This is a genomic window from Nguyenibacter vanlangensis (assembly GCF_038719015.1).
Taxonomy (GTDB): Bacteria; Pseudomonadota; Alphaproteobacteria; order Acetobacterales; family Acetobacteraceae; genus Gluconacetobacter; species Gluconacetobacter vanlangensis.
The window spans coordinates 195361-214262 of record NZ_CP152276.1; the positions used below are offsets into that span (position 1 = coordinate 195361).

An 18902-nucleotide genomic window follows, 5' to 3' on the forward strand; every position below is an offset into this window, starting at 1 on the left:
ACGGAGATGAGTGACGTGAGCAACGAGTTTGTACGGATCGCCGGCCTGTGCGCCAAGATTTCCGATGGCGGCATGGACAAGGAGATCCTGCGGGGCGTCGATCTGGAGATCCCGGCGGGCGAGGTCCATGCGATCATGGGGCCGAACGGGTCGGGCAAATCCACCCTGTCCTATGTGCTGGCGGGGCGCGAGGATTACGAGGTGACAGAGGGCACCGCGACCTTCAAGGGTCAGGACCTGCTGGCGCTGGAGCCCGAGGCGCGCGCGGCGCTGGGCCTGTTCCTGGCCTTTCAGGCGCCGGTCGAACTGCCGGGGGTGAACAACGCGAATTTCCTGCGCACGGCGGTGAATGCGGTGCGCCGCGCCCGGGGGCAGGACGAACTGGATGCCGTGGCCTTCCTGAAGGCGGTGCGCCAGGAGACCAGGCACCTGTCGATCGCCGACGACATGCTGAAGCGCAACGTGAATGTCGGGTTCTCGGGCGGCGAGAAGAAGCGCAACGAGGTGCTGCAGATGCGCATGCTGCAGCCGTCCTTCGCCATCCTGGACGAAACGGACAGCGGGCTGGACATCGACGCGCTGCGCATCGTGGCCGAAGGGGTGAATTCGCTGCGTGCGCCCGATTTCTCGGCGCTGGTCATCACCCATCACCAGCGTCTGCTGGATTACATCGTGCCGGACCGCATCCATGTGATGGCGCGCGGGCGGATCATCCATAGCGGCGGACCGGAGCTGGCCAAGCAACTGGAAGCCCAGGGTTATGCCCGTTTCCTGGCGGAGGCGGCGTGAACGCGATCGCGCCCGCCGGCGCCAGCGCCGCCGCATTCCTGGCGCGCCATGCGGCGCGGGCCGGGGCCAGCGCCGCGCGCGACGCGGCGGCGGAATGGCTGGGCCGCGCCGGGCTGCCGCGCAGCGGGGTCGAGGCGTGGAAATATACCTCGCTGCGCGCGCTGGGGGACGTGGCCTTCGCCGCCGCGCCGGCGCAGGCCGACCCGGCGCGGGTCGAGGCGATCCTGGCCGAGGCCGGACGGGTCTTCGGGCTGGAGCCCGGCCTGCCGCGCGCGGTACTGGTCAATGGCCGGTTCGATCCTGCGCTTTCGCGCCTGCCGGCCGGGGTGCGCGCGGTACGGTTCAACGAGGCGACCGACCTGCCGTCGGCCGATGACGTGGCGAGCGCGCTGAATGCGCTGCTGGCCGAGGACGGGCTGGTGCTGCATGTCGCCTCCGGCCATGATGCAGGCCGGATGGCGCTGCTGTCGGTGGTGATCGCGGGGGATACGCCGCTGTCGGTCCATCCGCGGCACCGGATCGTGCTGGAGCCGGGGGCGAGATTGTCGCTGCTGGACCTGGCGGTCGGGCAGGGGAATTATCTGAACAACCCGGTCATCGACATCGCGGTCGCGGACGGGGCGTCGCTGGTCCATGCCAAGCTGCAGGCCGAGGATGTTTCGGCGCGGCATCTGGCGGTGGTTCACGCCGATATCGGCGCGGGCGCGCATTATGACAGTTTTACCCTGACCCTGGGGGCGGGGCTGGCCCGGCACGAGGTCCATGCCCGGCTGGGGGCCGAGGGCGGCGTGGTGCACGTCAACGGCGCGCAATTGCTGGACGGGCGGCAGCATGCCGACCTGACCAGCGTGATCACCCACGGCGCGCCGGCCTGCAATTCGCGCCAGACGGTGAAGAACGTGCTGTCGGAGCATGCGCGCGGCGTGTTCCAGGGCAAGATCCTGGTCGAGCGCATTGCGCAGAAGACCGACGGTTACCAGATGAATCAGGCGCTGCTGCTGTCCGAGACGGCCGAGATCGATGCCAAGCCGGAGCTTGAGATCTATGCCGACGACGTGCGCTGCAGCCATGGGGCGACGGTGGGCGCGCTGGACGGCGACCAGTTGTTCTATCTGCGCAGCCGCGGCGTGGCCGAGCATGAGGCGCGCGCCATCCTGGTCAAGGCGTTCCTGCATGACGCGGTCGCGCTGATGGGGGACGACATGTTGCGCGCGGTGCTGGATCGCGCGGTCGAATCCTGGTGGAACCGGAAGGACGCATAAGATGGACCTGTCGCCCGTCGTCATGACCGACCCGATCGACGCGCTGCGCGGCCTGCGCGACGATTTTCCGATCCTGAACGAGACGGTGCACGGCAAGGCGCTGGTCTTTCTGGACAGCGCGGCGTCGGCGCAGAAGCCGGTACAGGTGATCGATGCCATGGCGGGCGCGATGCGCACCCAGTACGCCAACATCCATCGCGGCCTGCACTGGATGAGCGAGCGGACGACCGAGGCGTATGAAGGGGTGCGGGACCAGGTTGCCGGGCTGATCGGCGCGCCGTCGCGCGAGGAGATCATCTTTACCCGCAACAGCACCGAGGCGATCAATCTGGTCGCCCATTCCTTCGGCAGCCTGATGCGGCCGGGGCAGGCAGTGGTGATTTCGGAAATGGAGCACCATGCCAACCTGGTGCCCTGGCAGATGCTGCGCGACCGCACGGGCATCGAACTGCGGGTGGCGCCGATCAGCGATGACGGCGACCTGGAGCTGGATGCTCTGGGGCGGCTGCTGGAGGATGGCAGGGTCGCGCTGGTGGCGGTGACCCATATGTCCAACGTGCTGGGCAGCGTGACCCCGGCGCGGCGGATCGCGGACATGGCGCATGACGCGGGCGCGCGCGTGCTGTTCGACGGCAGCCAGATGGTGGTGCACCGCAAGGTGGACGTGCAGGCGATCGGGGCGGATTTCTATGCCTTTACCGGGCACAAGCTGTATGGCCCCAGCGGGATCGGCGTGCTGTGGGGACGGCGCGCGCTGCTGGACGAGATGCCGCCCTTCATGGGCGGGGGCGAAATGATTTCCGAGGTCCGGTTCGAGGGATCGCGCTGGGCGGCGGTGCCGCATAAGTTCGAGGCCGGGACGCCCGCGATCGTCGAGACGATCGGGCTGGGGGCAGCGATTTCCTATATCGAGGCGGTCGGGTACGACGCGATCGCGGCGCATGAGGCGGCGCTGGTGTCCCATGCCCTGGAGCGCCTGGGCGACGTGCCGGGCCTGCGCGTGGTCGGGCGGCCGGCCGATCGGGGCGGCGTGATCTCGTTCGTCATGAAGGACGCGCACCCGCATGACATCGCGACCCTGCTGGACCGAAGCGGGATCGCCGTACGGGCCGGGCATCATTGCGCCGAGCCGCTGATGCGCCGCCTGGGGCTGAGTGCGACGGCGCGGGCCAGTTTCGGCCTGTATACGACGCGTGAGGAAGTGGACATGCTGGCCACGGCGCTGGAGCAGATCCGCTCCTTCTTCATCTGAAGACTGGCTTCATCTGAAGACCGGCATCTGGAAATCGGCATCTGAGGATCGAGGGGGAATGGACCAGGAGGGGATCTATCAGCAGCAGGTGATGGACCGGGCCCGCGCGCCCGTCCATGCCGGCCTGCCCGAGGGTGCCACGCATGAGGGGACGGGCGTGAACCCGATGTGCGGCGACCAGGTGCGGGTCGGGCTGGTGCTGGACGGGCAGGGGCGGGTGGCGCGGATCGGTCATCGGACCCGGGGGTGCGCGATCTGCGTGGCTTCGGCCGATCTGATGGCCGAGCTGGCGCTGGGGTGCGACGGTGGCGAATTGAAGGCGGTGTCGGCCGCGTTCGACAGGATGGTGCGCGACGGCGGTGCAGCGCCCCGCGATGAACTGGCGGTGTTCGCGCCGCTGCGGCGGCATCGGTCGCGGATACGCTGCGCCACCCTGCCTTGGTCGGCGCTGGAGACCGCGCTGGCGGATGGCCGGCAGCGCGCGACGGACGAATCAAAGGACGGATGAGACGGGAATGAACGTGCAATCCGAAAAGATCGAGACGGCGGAGACGACCGGGATCGGGCCTGCAGAGGCCGGGACTGCCGGGTTTTCGTTCGACGCGCCGGCTTCCGAGCCGGACGGGTCGGTCGAGAGCTGGACGCCGGACGAGATGCCTCCGGCCCGGGGAGCGGAGCCGGGAACGGAGCCGGGAACGAAGCCGACTGGGGACGGAACGCCCGACGAGGATGCGGTGATCGCGGCGATCGCCAGCGTCTATGACCCGGAGATTCCGGTGAATATTTACGAGCTTGGCCTGATCTATGCGATCGACCTGCATCGTGACGGCAAGGTGCGGATCGAGATGACGCTGACTGCGCCCAACTGTCCCAGCGCGCAGGAACTGCCCGCGCAGGTGCAGGAGGCGGTGCGTGCGGTGGCCGGCGTGACCGGCGCCGAGGTCGAGATCGTCTGGGACCCGCCGTGGGACATGTCGCGGATGAGCGACGATGCCCGCCTGGCCCTGAACATGTTCTGAACAGGTTTTGAATGCCGCTTTCGGGAGAATGCCCCCCCAATGACCCAACCAACGACCCAGCCGATGACCCAGCCAATCGGCGGAACGCCCGCCGCCGCCCGCCCGGCGCGCGCGCTGCCGCCGCTGATGTCGCTGTCCGACCGTGCCGCCGAGCGGCTGCGCGCCCTGTATGACACCGCCCATGCCGGCCAGTTGCTGCGCGTCGCGGTGTCGACCAAGGGCTGTTCGGGCCATGGCTACGACATGAGCTTCGTCGGGGCGCCCGGTCCGGGGGACGAAATCGTGACCGACAAGGGGGTGACCCTGCTGGTGGACCGCAAGGCGACCCTGTTCCTGATCGGCACGGTGATGGATTACGAGGTGAAGCAACTGGAAGCAGGCTTTACCTTCATCAATCCGAACGAGAAAGGCCGCTGCGGCTGCGGCGAGAGCTTCCACGTCTGATGCGGGCCAGGCGAGGGCGCTGCCCTCGACCCGCAAGGAGTCGCGGACCCCTTGACCCCAATCTGTTGACAAATAAATGGTTTCCAAAGGCGCCGCCTTTGGTGGGGTCCGGGGCGAAGCCCCGGGTTACCGGCCCGGGCGCCGGGGGCGTCTGGGAGCGGTGAAGACGCACACGGCTTCGGTTTCGGTGGACCAGAGGAACTGGTCGATCACCGTGAGGCTGTCCAGCGTGTAGCCCGCGTCCTTGAGGCCCGCGACGTCGCGGGCCAGGGCCTGGGGATTGCAACTGACATAGATGATGCAGGGCGGGCGCCCGGCGATGATCTGCGCCATCTGCGCGCCGGCCCCGGCATAGGGCGGGTCCAGCACCACGGCGCCGGCCTGGGCCAGGTGCTGCGCCATGACCGGCTGGCGGTTCAGGTCGCGCCGTTCGGCGACGACCCGCGTGCCGGCGGCGGCGCGGTGCAGGGCGGCGTGCGCGTCGGGATGGCCCTCGAACGCCAGGACCTTGGCGTGCCGGGCGAGCGCGAAGGACAGGGTGCCGCAGCCGGCATAAAGTTCGATGATCGTGTCCTTGCGCCCCAGGCGCCGGGGCAGTCCGGCCAGGATGGCGGCGATGATCGCGGCCTCGCCCTGGCGGGTCGGCTGGAGGAAGGCGCCGGGCGGCGGGGTGACGGCGACCCCGGACAGATCATGGCGGACGGGCGCCGTCTGGGAGGCGGTTTCCGGGGACTGGGTACTGCCGGCGGGGCGCCAGGCGATGCGCGGCACATGGTGCGCGCGCGCGAAATCGGCCAGCTTGGCCCGGTCGGCGGCCGCCAGCGGGCCATCGGTGGCGAGCAGCAGGTCGGGGCCGGAATCGAGCAGGTTGACCTGTGCGTCGCCGGTGCGGCGCAGCGCGCCCAGCGATTGCATGAGGCCGCGCAGTTCGGCGATCAGCGCGAACAGCGCCGGGTCCAGCACCGGGCAGGCCGTCAGGTCGATCACGTCGCCGCGCCGGGCGTGCAGGCCGATCGACACACCCTGCGGCAGGCGTCGGACCGCCAGGTCGATGCGCCGCCGGCTGCCCGGCGGGCTCTGATGCGTCGCGGGCGTGGGCGGCGCGGCGAAGCCGGCGCGTTCCAGCGCGTGCCGCACCAGAGCCTCTTTCCATGCCAGGGTGGCAGGACGTGCGAAATGCTGGAGCGCGCAGCCACCGCACAGGCCGAAGAGCGGACAGGGCGGACCGACCCGGTCCGGGCTGGGGCGCAGCACCCGGACCAGCCGGGCCGCGCGCGGGTCCTGCATGTCGGCCAGCACCCGTTCGCCCGGCAAGGCGCCGGGGATGAACAGGCGGCCGCCATCAGGGGCGCGGGCGATGCCGTCGCCGTCGGCCCCGAGTTGGGTGATGTCGGTCTCGATCGTCATGGCGTCATCGCCTGAGCGGACAAGCGCCTGAGCGGAGAAGCGCGCGGCGGATCGCCGCCGGCGCGCCTGTCCGCCCGGGCCGTCAGATCGCGCCGTCAGGCAGGTCCGCCGCGTCGGGGGACGGGGCGACGGAGAAACTGCGCCGGGGCAGCAGCATGAAGGCCGGGACGTCGTCGCCGAAGCCCAGCGCGCCGTTCTGGATGATCTCGTCCGGCACGCGCTCGGCGTCGCGGTCGCGGGGGCGGCCCGTGTCCGGCTTGCGGGGTTCGGGGCGCTGCGGCACGGGCTTGGCCTCGGCGGGTTCGGCCCTGGCCACCGGCGGCGCCGGCGCCTCGTCGCGCGGACGGGATTCGGGCTTGCCGCCGCGTCCTTTGCCCCTGGCCTTGTCCTTGCCGCCGTCCTTGCCGCGCCGGCCGCCGCGGGGCCGGTCTTCCTCGGACCATTCCTGCTGTTCGATACCCTCGACGGCCAGGCGTGGGATCGGGTGGCCGATCAGGGCCTCGATCGCCCCGGCCAGGGTGCGGTCGAACGGCGTGGCCAGGCTGTAGGCGTGGCCGGTGCGTCCGGCGCGGCCGGTGCGTCCGATGCGGTGGACATAGTCCTCGGCATGGAAGGGCAGGTCGAAATTGAAGACGTGGGACAGGCCGCCGATATCGATGCCGCGCGCGGCGACGTCGGAGCAGACCAGGATCTTCAGATCGCCCGCCTTGAAGCGTTCCAGCGTGGCGAAGCGCACTGATTGCGGCAGGTCGCCATGCAGGGCGCCGGCGGCGAAATCATGCTTGACGAGCGATTTGCACAGGATGTCGACATCGCGCTTGCGGTTGCAGAACACGATGGCGTTCTGCACCGCCTCGTCACGCAGCATATGGCGCAGGGCGCGGCGCTTCTCGGTTTCGTCGACGATCACCAGCCCGGCCTCGATCGTCGTGGCGACCGAGGAGGGGCGGCTGACGGTGATCTCTTTCGGGTTCTGCAGGAACATGTCCGCCAGGCGCCGGATTTCGGGCGCCATGGTGGCCGAGAAGAACAGGGTCTGCCGCAGGGGCGAGAGCATGCCGACGATCTTCTCGATATCCGGGATGAAGCCCATGTCGAGCATGCGGTCGGCTTCGTCGATCACCAGCAGCTTGGTCTGGTTCAGCAGCAGGCCGCCCCGTTCGAACAGGTCGATCAGCCGCCCTGGGGTCGCGATCAGCACGTCGACGCCGCGATTGAGCACGTCCTTCTGCTCGGCCATGCTCTCGCCGCCGATCAGCAGGGCGTGGTTCAGCTTGAGGTATTTGCCGTAATTGACAAAATTCTCGGCGACCTGCAGCGCCAGCTCGCGTGTCGGCTCCAGAATCAGGGAGCGCGGCATGCGGGCCCGGGCGCGCGAGCCGGAGAGGATTTCCAGCATCGGCAGGGTGAAGGAGGCGGTCTTGCCGGTGCCGGTCTGCGCCACGCCCAGCACGTCGCGGCCCATCAGGACATACGGGATGGCCTGGGCCTGGATCGGCGTGGGATGGCGGTAGCCCATCTCGTCGATCGCGCGCAGGATCGGCGCTGCCAGGCCGAGGTCGGAGAAGAGCGGATGCTCGGGTTCGGCCTGCGCCTCGGCCGGGGAGTCCGCGCCGGTTCCGGCGCCCGGCCCGTCGGCCGGCGGCTGCCCGTCGGCATGCGACTCCGTGCCCGAATCGGACGGAGCATAGGATGCGGGATGGTGTTCGGCGTCATGCGCGGCCGATGGGGAGGCGTTCGTCTTGGCGCTCAAAATTCTCTCGAACGTGTCAGTGGTGTGGTCCCGTTCGTTCCGCCACGATGCGGTTCGGCAGGCATGGTGGCCTGATTTCCTGCGACGAAGCAGGGCCTTGCGAAAATGAAGGCGAATCCCCCGATTCCGCGTGTTCGTCCGTATCGGCAAATGGAACGAAAATCAAGCGTGGCGCGTTGCATAAACGGGTTCGTGCCTTCGGCATCGCGCGGGCCCGTGGCATCGGGTCTCTGGGAGGTGTCGTGGTTAACGTCGAACCGCAGAAAATCGAAGATTATGGACTGATCGGCGATGGGCGAAGCTGCGCCCTGATAGGACGGAACGGTTCGATCGACTGGCTGTGCTGGCCGCGTTTCGACAGCCCGGCCTGTTTCGCCGCCCTGCTGGGCAATGGCGAGAACGGGCATTGGCTGCTGGCCCCGGACGAGGAGCGCGGCGGCGCGCTGATCACGGTGACGCGGACCTATCGCCAGCAGGGCATGGTGCTGGAGACGGTGTTCGAGACCCATGGCGGGGTGGTGGCCATCCTGGATTTCATGGCGATCGGGACCGAGACCCCGACGCTGATCCGGATCGTCGAGGGGCGGCGCGGTGCGGTGCCGGTGCTGAACTGGCTGGTGCTGCGGTTCGACTACGGCCTGTCGGTGCCCTGGGTGACGCGCCTGCCGGACAACATGGGCATTACCGCCATCGCCGGCCCGTCGCGCTGCGTGCTGCGCTGCCCGGTCGCGCTGCATGGCGAGGGGCGCCATACCGTGTCGCGCTTCATCGTGTCGGAAGGTGACCAGGTGCCGTTCGTGATGACGCATCTGGAATCGCACGGGCCGGTGCCGGACCCGATCGACGCGCTGGCGGCGCTGCGCCGGACCGAGCAGTTCTGGTCGGACTGGATCGCGCGCTGCACGTACAAGGGCGTGCATGCGCCGGCGGTGCGGCGGTCGCTGCTGACCCTGAAGGCGCTGATCTATCAGCCCACAGGGGGGATCGTCGCCGCGGCCACGACCTCGCTGCCCGAGGAGCTGGGCGGCGAGCGCAACTGGGATTACCGCTATTGCTGGCTGCGCGATGCGTCGCTGACGCTGATCGCGATCATGGCGGGCGGCTATTACGAAGAGGCGATGCAGTGGCGCAACTGGCTGCAGGCGGCGGTGGCGGGCAGCCCCGACCAGGTGCAGATCATGTACGGGATCGGCGGCGAGCGCCTGCTGAACGAGTGGGAGGCCGGGTGGCTGCCCGGCTATGCCAAGTCGGTGCCGGTGCGGATCGGCAACGCGGCCGCCGGACAATTGCAGTTGGACGTGTATGGCGAGGCGATCTCGGCGCTGCATGTCGCGCGCCAGACGCGGCTGTGCGCGATCACGGATGGCTGGCGCCTGCAGGTCGGGCTGCTGGAGCATCTGGCGAGCATCTGGAAGGAGCCCGACGAGGGCATGTGGGAGGTGCGGGGCGGACGGCGCCATTTCACCGTCTCGAAGATCTCATGCTGGCTGGCGTTCGACCGGGCCATTCGCGATGCCGAGAAATACGGGCTGGAAGCGCCGCTGGAGGAATGGAAGGCCCTGCGGCAGGATATCCATGACGCGGTCTGCCGGGACGGGTTCAACGCGGACAAGAACAGCTTCGTCCAGTATTTCGGCGGCAAGGGGCTGGATGCCGGGCTGCTGCTGATCCCGGTGGTGGGATTTCTGCCGGCGGAGGATCCGCGCGTGGCCGGGACGATCGCGGCGGTCGAGCGCGAATTGCTGGACGAGCACGGATTCGTCCGCCGCTATATCCCCGATCATGCCGTCGAAGGGGTCGCGGGGGGCGAGGGGGCGTTCATCGCCTGTTCCTTCTGGCTGGTGAACGCCTATGTCGCGCAGGGGCGGCTGGAAGAGGCGCACGCCCTGTTCAACCGGCTGCTGGCGCTGCGCAGCGACCTGGGCCTGCTGGCCGAGGAATATGACGCCCGGAGCGGGCGGCAGGTGGGAAATTTCCCGCAGGCCTTTTCGCACCTGTCGCTAATCAACACGGCGGCGATCCTGAGCGCCGGCCGGATCACCACCATGGGGGCACCGCCGCTGCCGCAGCTATAGTGCCCGCATGGTGTGGGGTGGCCCCGGGGTCGGGTCCGATCAGAGGCCGCGCGCCATGGCGGCGGCGAGGATGGTGAGCACGCCGAGCCCGGTATTGGCCAGCACCAGCGCGCGGATGCTGTCGAAGATGGCCGGTTGCGGCCGGATGGCGCGGCGGGCCTTCTGGAACGGGCCGAAATAGATGCGGGCGAACAGGGCCGCCATCGCCAGGCCCAGCAGTTGCATGGCGTTGACCTGCCACGGGACGGCGGCGAATCCGCCCTCGTGCAGGACCAGCAGCCAGCCGGAGACCAGCACCGTCGGCATGAGGTGCCACACCATGCGGAAGAAGCGGGTCAGGGTCTGCAGATGGACCGAGGCGCGCTGGGTCGCGTCCAGCAGGCCCAGGCTGGGCCGCAGGACGAACACGGCATGGACCATGCCGCCGACCCAGGCGGTCATGCCCAGGATATGGATCGCGAGCACGAGGCTCCAGAGGATGGAGGAGGTCATATCTGCTCCGCTGGCAAATGGAGGGCGGCCCGCGTGACGGGGCGGACGCGGCGATGCTATGTGTGATCGCCAATTCCGCAACGCGGCGCAAGGCCGTTGCTCGCGGGGTCCCCATGGTTGGGTCCAGGGCTGGGTTCAAGGCTGGATCTGGGGAGGAGGCGGGCTGGGGAGTGTCCGATGGAACGGTGCACATGTCTCTGATCGCGGACCTGATCCTGCCTGATCCCGAGCAGATGGGGCGGATCGACCGGGAAGGCAGCCGCACGGTGCCGGTCTACGACCTGATGGAAAATGCCGGGCGGGCGGTGGCACGGGCGGTGCGCCGCCATGTGGCTCCGTGCCGGGTGTTGGTGCTGTGCGGTCCGGGCAATAATGGCGGGGACGGCTATGTCGCCGCGCGCCGGCTGGCTCAGGCGGGCTGGCCGGTGGCGGTGGCGGCCCTGGCCCCGCCGCGGCCGGGCGGAGATGCCGACCGGGCCGCGGCACAATGGACGGGGCCGCGCGTGCCCTTCGCGGCGGCCGAGGCGGCACGGGCCGAACTGGTGATCGACGCGGTGTTCGGCGCGGGGCTGAGCCGCGATGTCGACCCCGAGGCGGCGGCGGTGCTGGCGGCGGCGCGGCGGGTGGTGGCGGTGGACGTGCCCAGCGGCATCGATGGCGCGACCGGCGCGGTGCGGGGCTATGCCCCACGCGCCGAGATGACCGTGACCTTCGTGCGGGCCAAGCCGGGGCATCTGCTGCTGCCGGGGCGTGCGATGGCGGGGCGGCTGGAGGTGGCGGATATCGGCATGCCCGCGGCCGCGCTGGCGGCGGTTTCGGTCCGGACCTGGCGCAACGCGCCCGGCCTGTGGCGGGTGCCGGACGCGGAGATGGACAGCCATAAATATGCGCGCGGCGTCGTCAGCATCTGCGGCGGCGGGACGATGCCCGGGGCGGCGCGGCTGGCCGCCGCGGCGGCGCGGGCGGCGGGGGCCGGGCTGGTGCGGCTGGCGGCGGGCGAGGCGGCGGCGCTGTACCGGATGGGCGAGCCGGGGCTGGTGGTCGATGACGGGACGCTGGACGCTCTGTTGCAGGACGGACGCCGCCGCGTGTGGATCTGCGGACCCGGCCTGACCGAGCCGGAGGTCGGCGAGGCGTTGCCGCGCCTGTTGCGGGCGGGGCGGACCGTCCTGGCCGATGCGGGGGCGTTTCTGCTGGCGGCCGGGCGGCCCGAGCGGCTGCGCGGGGCGGCGGTGATCACCCCGCATGCGGGGGAATTCGCCCGCGTGTTCGGCGCGCCGGGGAATGACCGGCTGGCGGCCGCGCGGGCCGCCGCTGCGCGATGCGGCGCGGTGGTGGTGCTGAAAGGACCCGACACGGTGATCGCGGCGCCCGACGGGCGGGCGGCGATCAACGCGCATGCGACGGCGGCGCTGGCGACGGCCGGGTCGGGCGACACGCTGACCGGGGTGATCGCGGCGCTGCTGGCCGCCGGGATGGCGCCATGGGAGGCGGCATGTGCCGGGGTGTGGATCCATGGCGAGGCGGGGATGCGTGCCGGGGACTGGCCGGTGGCCGAACAGTTCGACCGCCATCTGGGCGCGGCGCGGGCGCGGGCCTGCATGTTGGGCGGAACGGCGGGCTGACGAACGGGGCGGGGCGCGGAATCGCGCCATTGTCGGCTTGCCGGATCGGGCATCGTGCGCTAAAGCCGCCCGCTTGAGGCCCGGGCGCCGTAGCGGGCGTGGTGGAATTGGCAGACACGCCAGATTTAGGTTCTGGTGGCGCAAGTCGTGGGGGTTCAAGTCCCTCCGCCCGTACCAGCCCGGTCAATCGCGTTTTGCGTGCGGACGCCGCCGGCCCGAGCGGCCAGGCGCGTTCTTTGAAAGTTCTGACCGAGAGGATGGCCTGGCAGATGCAGGTTACTGAAACGCTTTCCGAAGGCCTGAAGCGCGGCTTCACCGTCACGGTGCCCGCCGGTGAACTGGAGAGCAAGCGGGCCGCCCGCCTGAAGGAACTGGGGCAGTCCATGAACCTGCCGGGCTTCCGCCCGGGCAAGGTGCCGCTGAGCATCGTCAAGCAGCGCTACGGCACCGCCGTGCAGGGTGAGGTGCTGGAGCAGGCGGTCGGCGACGCCACGCGCGCGCTGCTGGAGGAGCGTGGCCTGCGCCCGGCGATGCAGCCGCGCGTCGACCTGGTGTCGGGCGCCGAGCCGGGGGCGGCCGACCTGGAATTCAAGGTCGAGATGGAACTGCTGCCCGAGATCGCGCAGCCGGACCTGTCGGATTTGGCGCTGACGCGCCTGAAGGCCACGCCGGACGCCGAGACGATCGACAAGGCGCTGAAGGACATTGCCGGCCGCCAGCGCAGCTTCGAGACGATCGACGAAGTGCGTCCGGCCGCCCAGGGCGACGTCGTGGTCGTGGATTTCGTCGGCAAGGTCGATGGCGAGGCGTTTGAGGGCGGTACCGCCGAGGACGTGAATGTCGAGATCGGCGGCGCGGGCTTCATTCCCGGTTTCGCCGAGCAGATCGAAGGCATGACGCCGGGTGAGGAAAAGACCATCGCCGTGACGTTTCCCGCCGATTATTCGGCGGCCGAGCTGGCGGGCAGGGACGCGACCTTCGACATCAAGGCGAAGGGTCTGAAGCGCCCGGTGGATGTCGCGATCGACGACGAGATGGCCAAGAAGATCGGCTTCGAGGGGCTGGAGCAGGTCCGCGAGGCCATCACCAGGCAGGTCGAGCAGGAATACGCGCAACTGTCGCGCCTGCGCATCAAGCGCGACCTGCTGGACGCCCTGGCCGGGAAGACCGACTTCGAGGCGCCGCAGGGCATGGTCGAGGCCGAGTTCGCCCAGATCTGGCAGCGGGTCGAGGCGGATCGCAAGGCCGGCGAGCTGGATGAGGAAGACAAGGAGAAGGACGAGGAGACCCTGCGGTCCGATTACCGCAAGATCGCCGAGCGCCGGGTGAAGCTGGGCCTGCTGCTGGCCGAGATCGGCCGGCTGAACGCGATCACGGTCACCCAGGACGAGATGATGCAGGCCATCCGTGCCGAGGCCATGCGCTATCCCGGCCAGGAGCAGGCGGTGTTCGAGTTCTTCCGCAAGAATCCGCAGGCGACGGAGAGCCTGCGCGGCCCGATCTTCGAGAACAAGGTTGTCGATTACGTGATCGAGCTGGCCAAGGTCGAGGAAAAGGACGTCACCCCCGAGGAACTGGCCGAGATCCCGCCCGCCGACCTGTAAGCCGGTCGATTCCGCGATTCCCCGATTCTGGGTTCTCGATTCCGGGTCTCGGTCCCGGGTCTCGGTCCTGGGGCCAAGCCCCCGGTGCGGTTTGCCGCGCCGGGGGCTTGGCGTTGTGCCGCGGGATCCTGGGCGCCCGGGTTGCGGCGGAGCCGCGCAGGCCGTTGTTTTGGCGCGCGGATCGGCCCGGCGCAGGGCCGGCGGTGCATCGGCGTGGGCTCTAATCGCCGTGAAATGACGGGGGTGGGGTGGTATCCGCGCGGTTTATCTCTATCTTGATCAGCATAACCGGGGAATGACCCGGCCGTCGGTTCCGGCCGGCGCGCGTGCCCCGGCGCGCGTGCCCGCGGGACGATGTGTCGGGTCTTCGCGTTTTCAGGAACGGGAATGAGACTATGAGGGATCGGGATCCCGTGGAGATCTTCAGCAACGCCCTAGTGCCCATGGTGGTCGAGCAGACCTCGCGCGGGGAGCGGGCCTTCGACATCTATTCCCGCCTGTTGCAGGAACGGATCATCTTCCTGACCGGGCCGGTCTATGACCAGGTCGCCTCGCTGGTGTCGGCGCAGCTTCTCTATCTGGAGAGCGTGAACCCGACCAAGGAAATCTCGTTCTACATCAACAGCCCCGGCGGCGTGGTGTCGGCGGGCCTGGCGATCTATGACACGATGCAATATATCCGCAGCCCGGTCAGCACGGTGTGCATCGGCCAGGCGGCATCGATGGGGTCGCTGCTGCTGGCCGGCGGCGAGAAGGGGCGGCGTTTCGCCCTGCCGAATGCGCGCGTCATGGTGCACCAGCCGTCGGGCGGCGCGCAGGGACAGGCCAGCGACATCGAGATTCAGGCGCGCGAGATCCTGACGATTCGCCAGCGCCTGAACGAAATCTACGAGCAGCATACCGGCCAGTCGCTGGAAGAGATCGAACGCAAGCTGGAGCGCGACAGCTACATGTCGGCCGAGGAGGCGCTGGCGTTCGGCATCGTGGACGAGGTGGTGCGCAACCACGCGGCACCGGCGCCAGCCAAGAGTTGAGGGGGGTGGGCGCGATTTTTTGCTTTGCGGCGTCCGTCGGCTTGGGCAGGGTTGAAGGAAACCCTGACCCGAGTCAGGATTTTCGGTCCCGGTCCGGACGCCACGGCGTTTCGGCTGCCCGGGCGTAGGAGCGGTTATGAACAACAAGTCCAGCGATTCGAAGAACACGCTATATTGCTCGTTCTGCGGCAAGTCGCAGCATGAGGTCCGGAAGCTGATCGCTGGTCCGACTGTCTTCATCTGCGACGAGTGCGTCGAGCTGTGCATGGATATCATCCGCGAGGAGCACAAGACGCATCTGGTGAAGTCGCGCGACGGCGTGCCGACGCCCAAGGAGATCTGCAAGGTCCTGGACGATTACGTGATCGGCCAGTTCCATGCCAAGAAGGTGCTGTCGGTCGCGGTCCACAACCATTACAAGCGCCTGGCCCACAGCCAGAAGAACAACGACGTCGAGATCGCGAAGTCGAACATCCTGCTGGTCGGGCCGACCGGGTCGGGCAAGACGCTGCTGGCGCAGACGCTGGCGCGCATCCTGGACGTGCCGTTCACGATGGCGGACGCGACCACGCTGACCGAGGCGGGCTATGTCGGCGAGGATGTCGAGAACATCATCCTGAAGCTGCTGCAGGCCGCCGACTACAATGTCGAGCGGGCGCAGCGCGGCATCGTCTATATCGACGAGATCGACAAGATCTCGCGCAAGTCGGACAATCCGTCGATCACCCGCGACGTCAGCGGCGAGGGCGTGCAGCAGGCCCTGCTGAAGATCATGGAAGGCACGGTGGCCTCGGTTCCGCCGCAGGGCGGGCGCAAGCATCCGCAGCAGGAATTCCTGCAGGTGGATACCACCAACATGCTGTTCATCTGCGGCGGCGCCTTTGCCGGGCTGGACAAGATCATCAGCGCGCGCGGCAAGGGGTCGGGTATCGGGTTCGGGGCCGACGTGCAGTCGCCCGACGAGCGGCGCACGGGGGCGATCCTGCGTGACGTCGAGCCCGAGGACCTGCTGAAATTCGGCCTGATCCCCGAATTCATCGGCCGTCTGCCGGTGGTCGCGACGCTGGAGGACCTGGACGAGGCGGCGCTGATCGAGATCCTGACCAAGCCCAAGAACGCGCTGGTGAAGCAATATGCGCGCCTGTTCCAGATGGAGGGGGTGAAGCTGACCTTTACCGAGGATGCGCTGAAGCAGGTGGCGCAGCGGGCGATCGCGCGGCGCACCGGCGCGCGCGGCCTGCGGGCGATCATGGAGAGCATCCTGCTGTCCACCATGTTCGACCTGCCGGGACTGGAGAATGTGGACGAGGTGGTGATCAACAAGGATGTCGCCGAGAGCAAGACCAGTCCGGTCTATGTCTACGGCAAGGAGAAGCCGGCCGAGCAATCCGCCTGAATCCCGGCCGGGGGCGCCCTGTCGGGCGTGCCCCGGGCCTTTTTCCTGGCATGCCGGGCCTTGTGCCGCCCGGGACCGGCGTGCCGTTTTTCCCCGTCATTCGGGGACCTTGCCGCGGCGGTCCTGAATGACGACATGATAGTCCGAGTGTTCGCGGCTGCGAGCACGCCGGGCGGCGCAGGCCTTGTATGGGTGCCCGCCCGGGATCGTCCTTCAGGAGGTCATACGACATGTCCGATTCCGAGCGGCAAGACCGCGGCCCTTCCGGCGCGGAAAAGCGCGTTTCCGGCGCGGCTCCGGCCGAATCGAACGATAATGTGCAGAATGTTTCAGGCGGTCCCGACATGATGGCGGTGCTGCCGCTGCGTGACATCGTGGTGTTTCCGCACATGATCGTGCCGCTGTTCGTCGGCCGCGAGAAATCGGTGCGCGCGCTGGAAGCGGTGACCAAGCACGACAAGCAGATCCTGCTGGTGGCGCAGAAGAACGCGTCGCAGGATGACCCGGCGGCCGACGACATCTATCGCTACGGCACGGTTTCCACGATTCTGCAGTTGCTGAAGCTGCCCGACGGCACGGTGAAGGTGCTGGTCGAGGGCAGCCGGCGGGCGCGCATCACCGCGCTGCACGAGGTCGAGGGGTATTTCGAGGCCGAGATCGCGCCGGTGACCGAAGAGGCCGCCAGCGGCAGCGAGGGCGAGGCGCTGGGCCGCACGGTGGTGTCGCAGTTCGAGCAATATATCAAGCTGAACAAGAAGATCGCGCCCGAGGTCCTGGTCTCGCTGAACCAGATCGAGGATCTGTCGAAGCTGGCCGACACGATCGCCAGCCATTTGAACCTGAAGATCGCCGAGAAGCAGGAAATCCTGGAAATTCCGGGGGTCAATGCGCGCCTGGAACGTGTCTTCGCGCATATGGAGGCCGAGATCGGCGTCCTGCAGGTGGAGAAGCGCATCCGCAACCGCGTCAAGCGGCAGATGGAGAAGACGCAGCGCGAATACTACCTGAACGAGCAGTTGAAGGCGATCCAGAAGGAACTGGGCGAGGGCGAGGAAGGCAAGGACGAGACGTCCGAGCTGGAGGAGCGCATCGCCAAGACGCGCCTGCCCAAGGAGGCGCGCGACAAGGCGCTGGCCGAGCTGAAGAAGCTGCGGACCATGAGTCCGATGTCCGCCGAATCGACGGTGGTGCGGAACTATCTGGACTGGATCCTGAGCATTCCGTGGAAGAAGCGCTCGAAGATCCGCCGCGACATGGATGCGGCCGAGACGGTCCTGGATGCCGATCATTACGGCCTGGACAAGGTCAAGGAGCGGATCCTGGAATATCTGGCGGTGCAGAGCCGCGCGCAGAAGATCAAGGGGCCGATCCTGTGCCTGGTGGGGCCGCCGGGCGTGGGCAAGACCTCGCTGGCGCGGTCGATCGCCAAGGCGACGGGGCGGCAATATGTGCGCATGTCGCTGGGCGGCGTGCGCGACGAGGCCGAGATTCGCGGCCATCGCCGCACCTATATCGGGTCGATGCCCGGCAAGATCATCCAGGGGATGAAGAAGGCCAAGACGTCGAATCCGCTCTTCCTGCTGGATGAGATCGACAAGCTGGGCGCCGACTGGCGGGGGGATCCGTCCTCGGCGCTGCTGGAGGTGCTGGACCCCGAGCAGAACGGCAGCTTTGCGGATCATTACCTGGAGGTCGATTACGACCTGTCGGACGTGATGTTCGTGACCACGGCCAACAGCCTGAACATGCCCCAGCCGCTGCTGGACCGCATGGAGGTGATCCGCCTGTCCGGCTATACCGAGGATGAGAAGGTCGAGATCGCCAAGCGCCATCTGCTGGCCAAGCAGGGCGAGGCGCACAGCCTGCGCCCCGATGAATGGTCGGTCAGCGACGATGCGTTGCGCGAGCTGGTGCGCAGCTATACCCGCGAGGCCGGGGTGCGCAACCTGGAGCGCGAGATTGCAACCCTGGCGCGCAAGGCGGTCCGGGAAATCGTGACCGGCAAGGCCAAGAAGGTGGCGATCACCCGCAAGAACCTGGAAAAATATGCCGGCGTGAAGCGCTTCCGCTATGGCGAGACCGAGGCCGAGGACATGGTCGGCGTGGTGACCGGCCTGGCCTGGACCGAGGTGGGCGGCGAGATCCTGACTATCGAAAGCGTGATGGTGCCGGGCAAGGGCGCGATTCGGCAGACCGGCAAGCTGGGCGACGTGATGCAGGAAAGCGTGGCCGCGGCCCTGTCCTATGTCCGGAGCCGGGCGGTGAATTTCGGCATCAAGCCGACCTTGTTCGAAAAGCGCGACCTGCATGTCCACGTGCCCGAGGGGGCGACGCCGAAGGACGGGCCGTCGGCCGGTATCGCCATGGCCACGTCGCTGGTCAGCGTGCTGACGGGCATTCCGGTACGGCGCGACGTGGCGATGACCGGCGAGATCACGCTGCGCGGCCGCGTGCTGGCCATCGGCGGGCTGAAGGAGAAGCTGCTGGCCGCCCATCGGGCCGGCATCCGCACGGTGTTCATCCCCAAGGATAACGAGAAGGACCTGGTGGACATCCCCGACACGGTGAAGAAGGGGCTGCGAATCCTGCCGGTGGCCCATGTCGACGAGGTGATCGGCCAGGCCCTGGTGACGCGTCCCGAACCCATCGAATGGTCCGAGGAAGCCGAACCGGTGGCGTCGTCGAATCAGACTGCGGGAATCGCCGCCCCATCTCTGCCGCATTAAATGTGTCAAAAACGCACCAGCCCC

15 protein-coding genes and 1 tRNA gene are annotated in these 18902 nt (G+C 68.4%); 13 read left to right on the top strand and 3 right to left on the bottom strand.

All coding sequences use genetic code 11. From position 1 onward, the window contains the following. Positions 1 to 6: 6 nt before the first annotated feature. From sufC to AAC691_RS00955, 6 genes are all read left to right on the top strand, one after another. The gene (gene sufC, locus AAC691_RS00930; RefSeq protein ID WP_323990849.1) at positions 7 to 789 is read left to right on the top strand and encodes a Fe-S cluster assembly ATPase SufC; all 783 of its coding nucleotides are present in this window, start codon (positions 7 to 9) and stop codon (positions 787 to 789) included. Then, positions 786 to 2051 (top strand): Fe-S cluster assembly protein SufD, encoded by a 1266-nt coding sequence (gene sufD / locus AAC691_RS00935; protein WP_342628657.1) that lies wholly within the window; start codon positions 786 to 788, stop codon positions 2049 to 2051. Before sufC ends, sufD begins: the two co-directional genes overlap by 4 nt. Position 2052: 1 nt before the next feature. After that, positions 2053 to 3303, top strand: coding sequence for a cysteine desulfurase (locus AAC691_RS00940; RefSeq protein WP_342628658.1), 1251 nt, complete (start codon positions 2053 to 2055; stop codon positions 3301 to 3303). Positions 3304 to 3361: 58 nt separating this feature from the next. After that, the gene (locus AAC691_RS00945) at positions 3362 to 3811 is read left to right on the top strand and encodes an iron-sulfur cluster assembly scaffold protein (protein WP_323990852.1); all 450 of its coding nucleotides are present in this window, start codon (positions 3362 to 3364) and stop codon (positions 3809 to 3811) included. Between the two features lie 7 nt (positions 3812 to 3818). After that, entirely contained in the window at positions 3819 to 4322 is a 504-nt protein-coding gene (locus tag AAC691_RS00950) for an SUF system Fe-S cluster assembly protein (protein ID WP_408906037.1), read from the top strand. A gap of 63 nt (positions 4323 to 4385) precedes the next feature. After that, the gene (locus AAC691_RS00955) at positions 4386 to 4766 is read left to right on the top strand and encodes a HesB/IscA family protein (RefSeq protein ID WP_408906085.1); all 381 of its coding nucleotides are present in this window, start codon (positions 4386 to 4388) and stop codon (positions 4764 to 4766) included. Between the two features lie 126 nt (positions 4767 to 4892). Here the strand turns inward: AAC691_RS00955 and AAC691_RS00960 are convergent, their stop codons facing one another. Beyond that, complete coding sequence (locus AAC691_RS00960) at positions 4893 to 6173, bottom strand: class I SAM-dependent RNA methyltransferase (RefSeq protein WP_342628660.1); 1281 nt, start codon at positions 6171 to 6173, stop codon at positions 4893 to 4895. An 82-nt stretch (positions 6174 to 6255) separates the two neighbouring features. Further along, positions 6256 to 7926, bottom strand: a complete 1671-nt coding sequence (locus tag AAC691_RS00965; protein ID WP_342628661.1) for a DEAD/DEAH box helicase — start codon at positions 7924 to 7926, stop codon at positions 6256 to 6258. A 242-nt stretch (positions 7927 to 8168) separates the two neighbouring features. Here AAC691_RS00965 and AAC691_RS00970 point away from each other — a divergent pair, with 242 nt between their 5' ends. Further along, positions 8169 to 10001, top strand: a complete 1833-nt coding sequence (locus AAC691_RS00970) for a glycoside hydrolase family 15 protein (RefSeq protein WP_176640382.1) — start codon at positions 8169 to 8171, stop codon at positions 9999 to 10001. A 39-nt stretch (positions 10002 to 10040) separates the two neighbouring features. On the opposite strand, the gene AAC691_RS00975 is transcribed toward AAC691_RS00970, so the two are convergent. Next, entirely contained in the window at positions 10041 to 10493 is a 453-nt protein-coding gene (locus AAC691_RS00975; RefSeq protein ID WP_176640383.1) for a CopD family protein, read from the bottom strand. Between the two features lie 191 nt (positions 10494 to 10684). Here AAC691_RS00975 and AAC691_RS00980 point away from each other — a divergent pair, with 191 nt between their 5' ends. The 6 genes from AAC691_RS00980 (at position 10685) to lon (ending at position 18878) form a co-directional block, all read left to right on the top strand. Continuing rightward, complete coding sequence (locus tag AAC691_RS00980) at positions 10685 to 12118, top strand: NAD(P)H-hydrate dehydratase (protein WP_342628662.1); 1434 nt, start codon at positions 10685 to 10687, stop codon at positions 12116 to 12118. A gap of 92 nt (positions 12119 to 12210) precedes the next feature. Further along, positions 12211 to 12295: transfer RNA gene (locus AAC691_RS00985), tRNA-Leu, on the top strand. Between the two features lie 92 nt (positions 12296 to 12387). Continuing rightward, positions 12388 to 13722 (top strand): trigger factor, encoded by a 1335-nt coding sequence (gene tig, locus AAC691_RS00990; RefSeq protein WP_342628663.1) that lies wholly within the window; start codon positions 12388 to 12390, stop codon positions 13720 to 13722. A gap of 395 nt (positions 13723 to 14117) precedes the next feature. Continuing rightward, positions 14118 to 14756: an ATP-dependent Clp endopeptidase proteolytic subunit ClpP gene (clpP, locus tag AAC691_RS00995; protein WP_176639220.1), complete on the top strand. Its 639-nt coding sequence runs from the start codon at positions 14118 to 14120 to the stop codon at positions 14754 to 14756. A 136-nt stretch (positions 14757 to 14892) separates the two neighbouring features. Then, the gene (clpX, locus tag AAC691_RS01000) at positions 14893 to 16152 is read left to right on the top strand and encodes an ATP-dependent Clp protease ATP-binding subunit ClpX (protein ID WP_176639219.1); all 1260 of its coding nucleotides are present in this window, start codon (positions 14893 to 14895) and stop codon (positions 16150 to 16152) included. A 344-nt stretch (positions 16153 to 16496) separates the two neighbouring features. Beyond that, positions 16497 to 18878, top strand: a complete 2382-nt coding sequence (gene lon, locus AAC691_RS01005; protein ID WP_246285391.1) for an endopeptidase La — start codon at positions 16497 to 16499, stop codon at positions 18876 to 18878. The last annotated feature ends 24 nt before the right edge of the window (positions 18879 to 18902 follow it).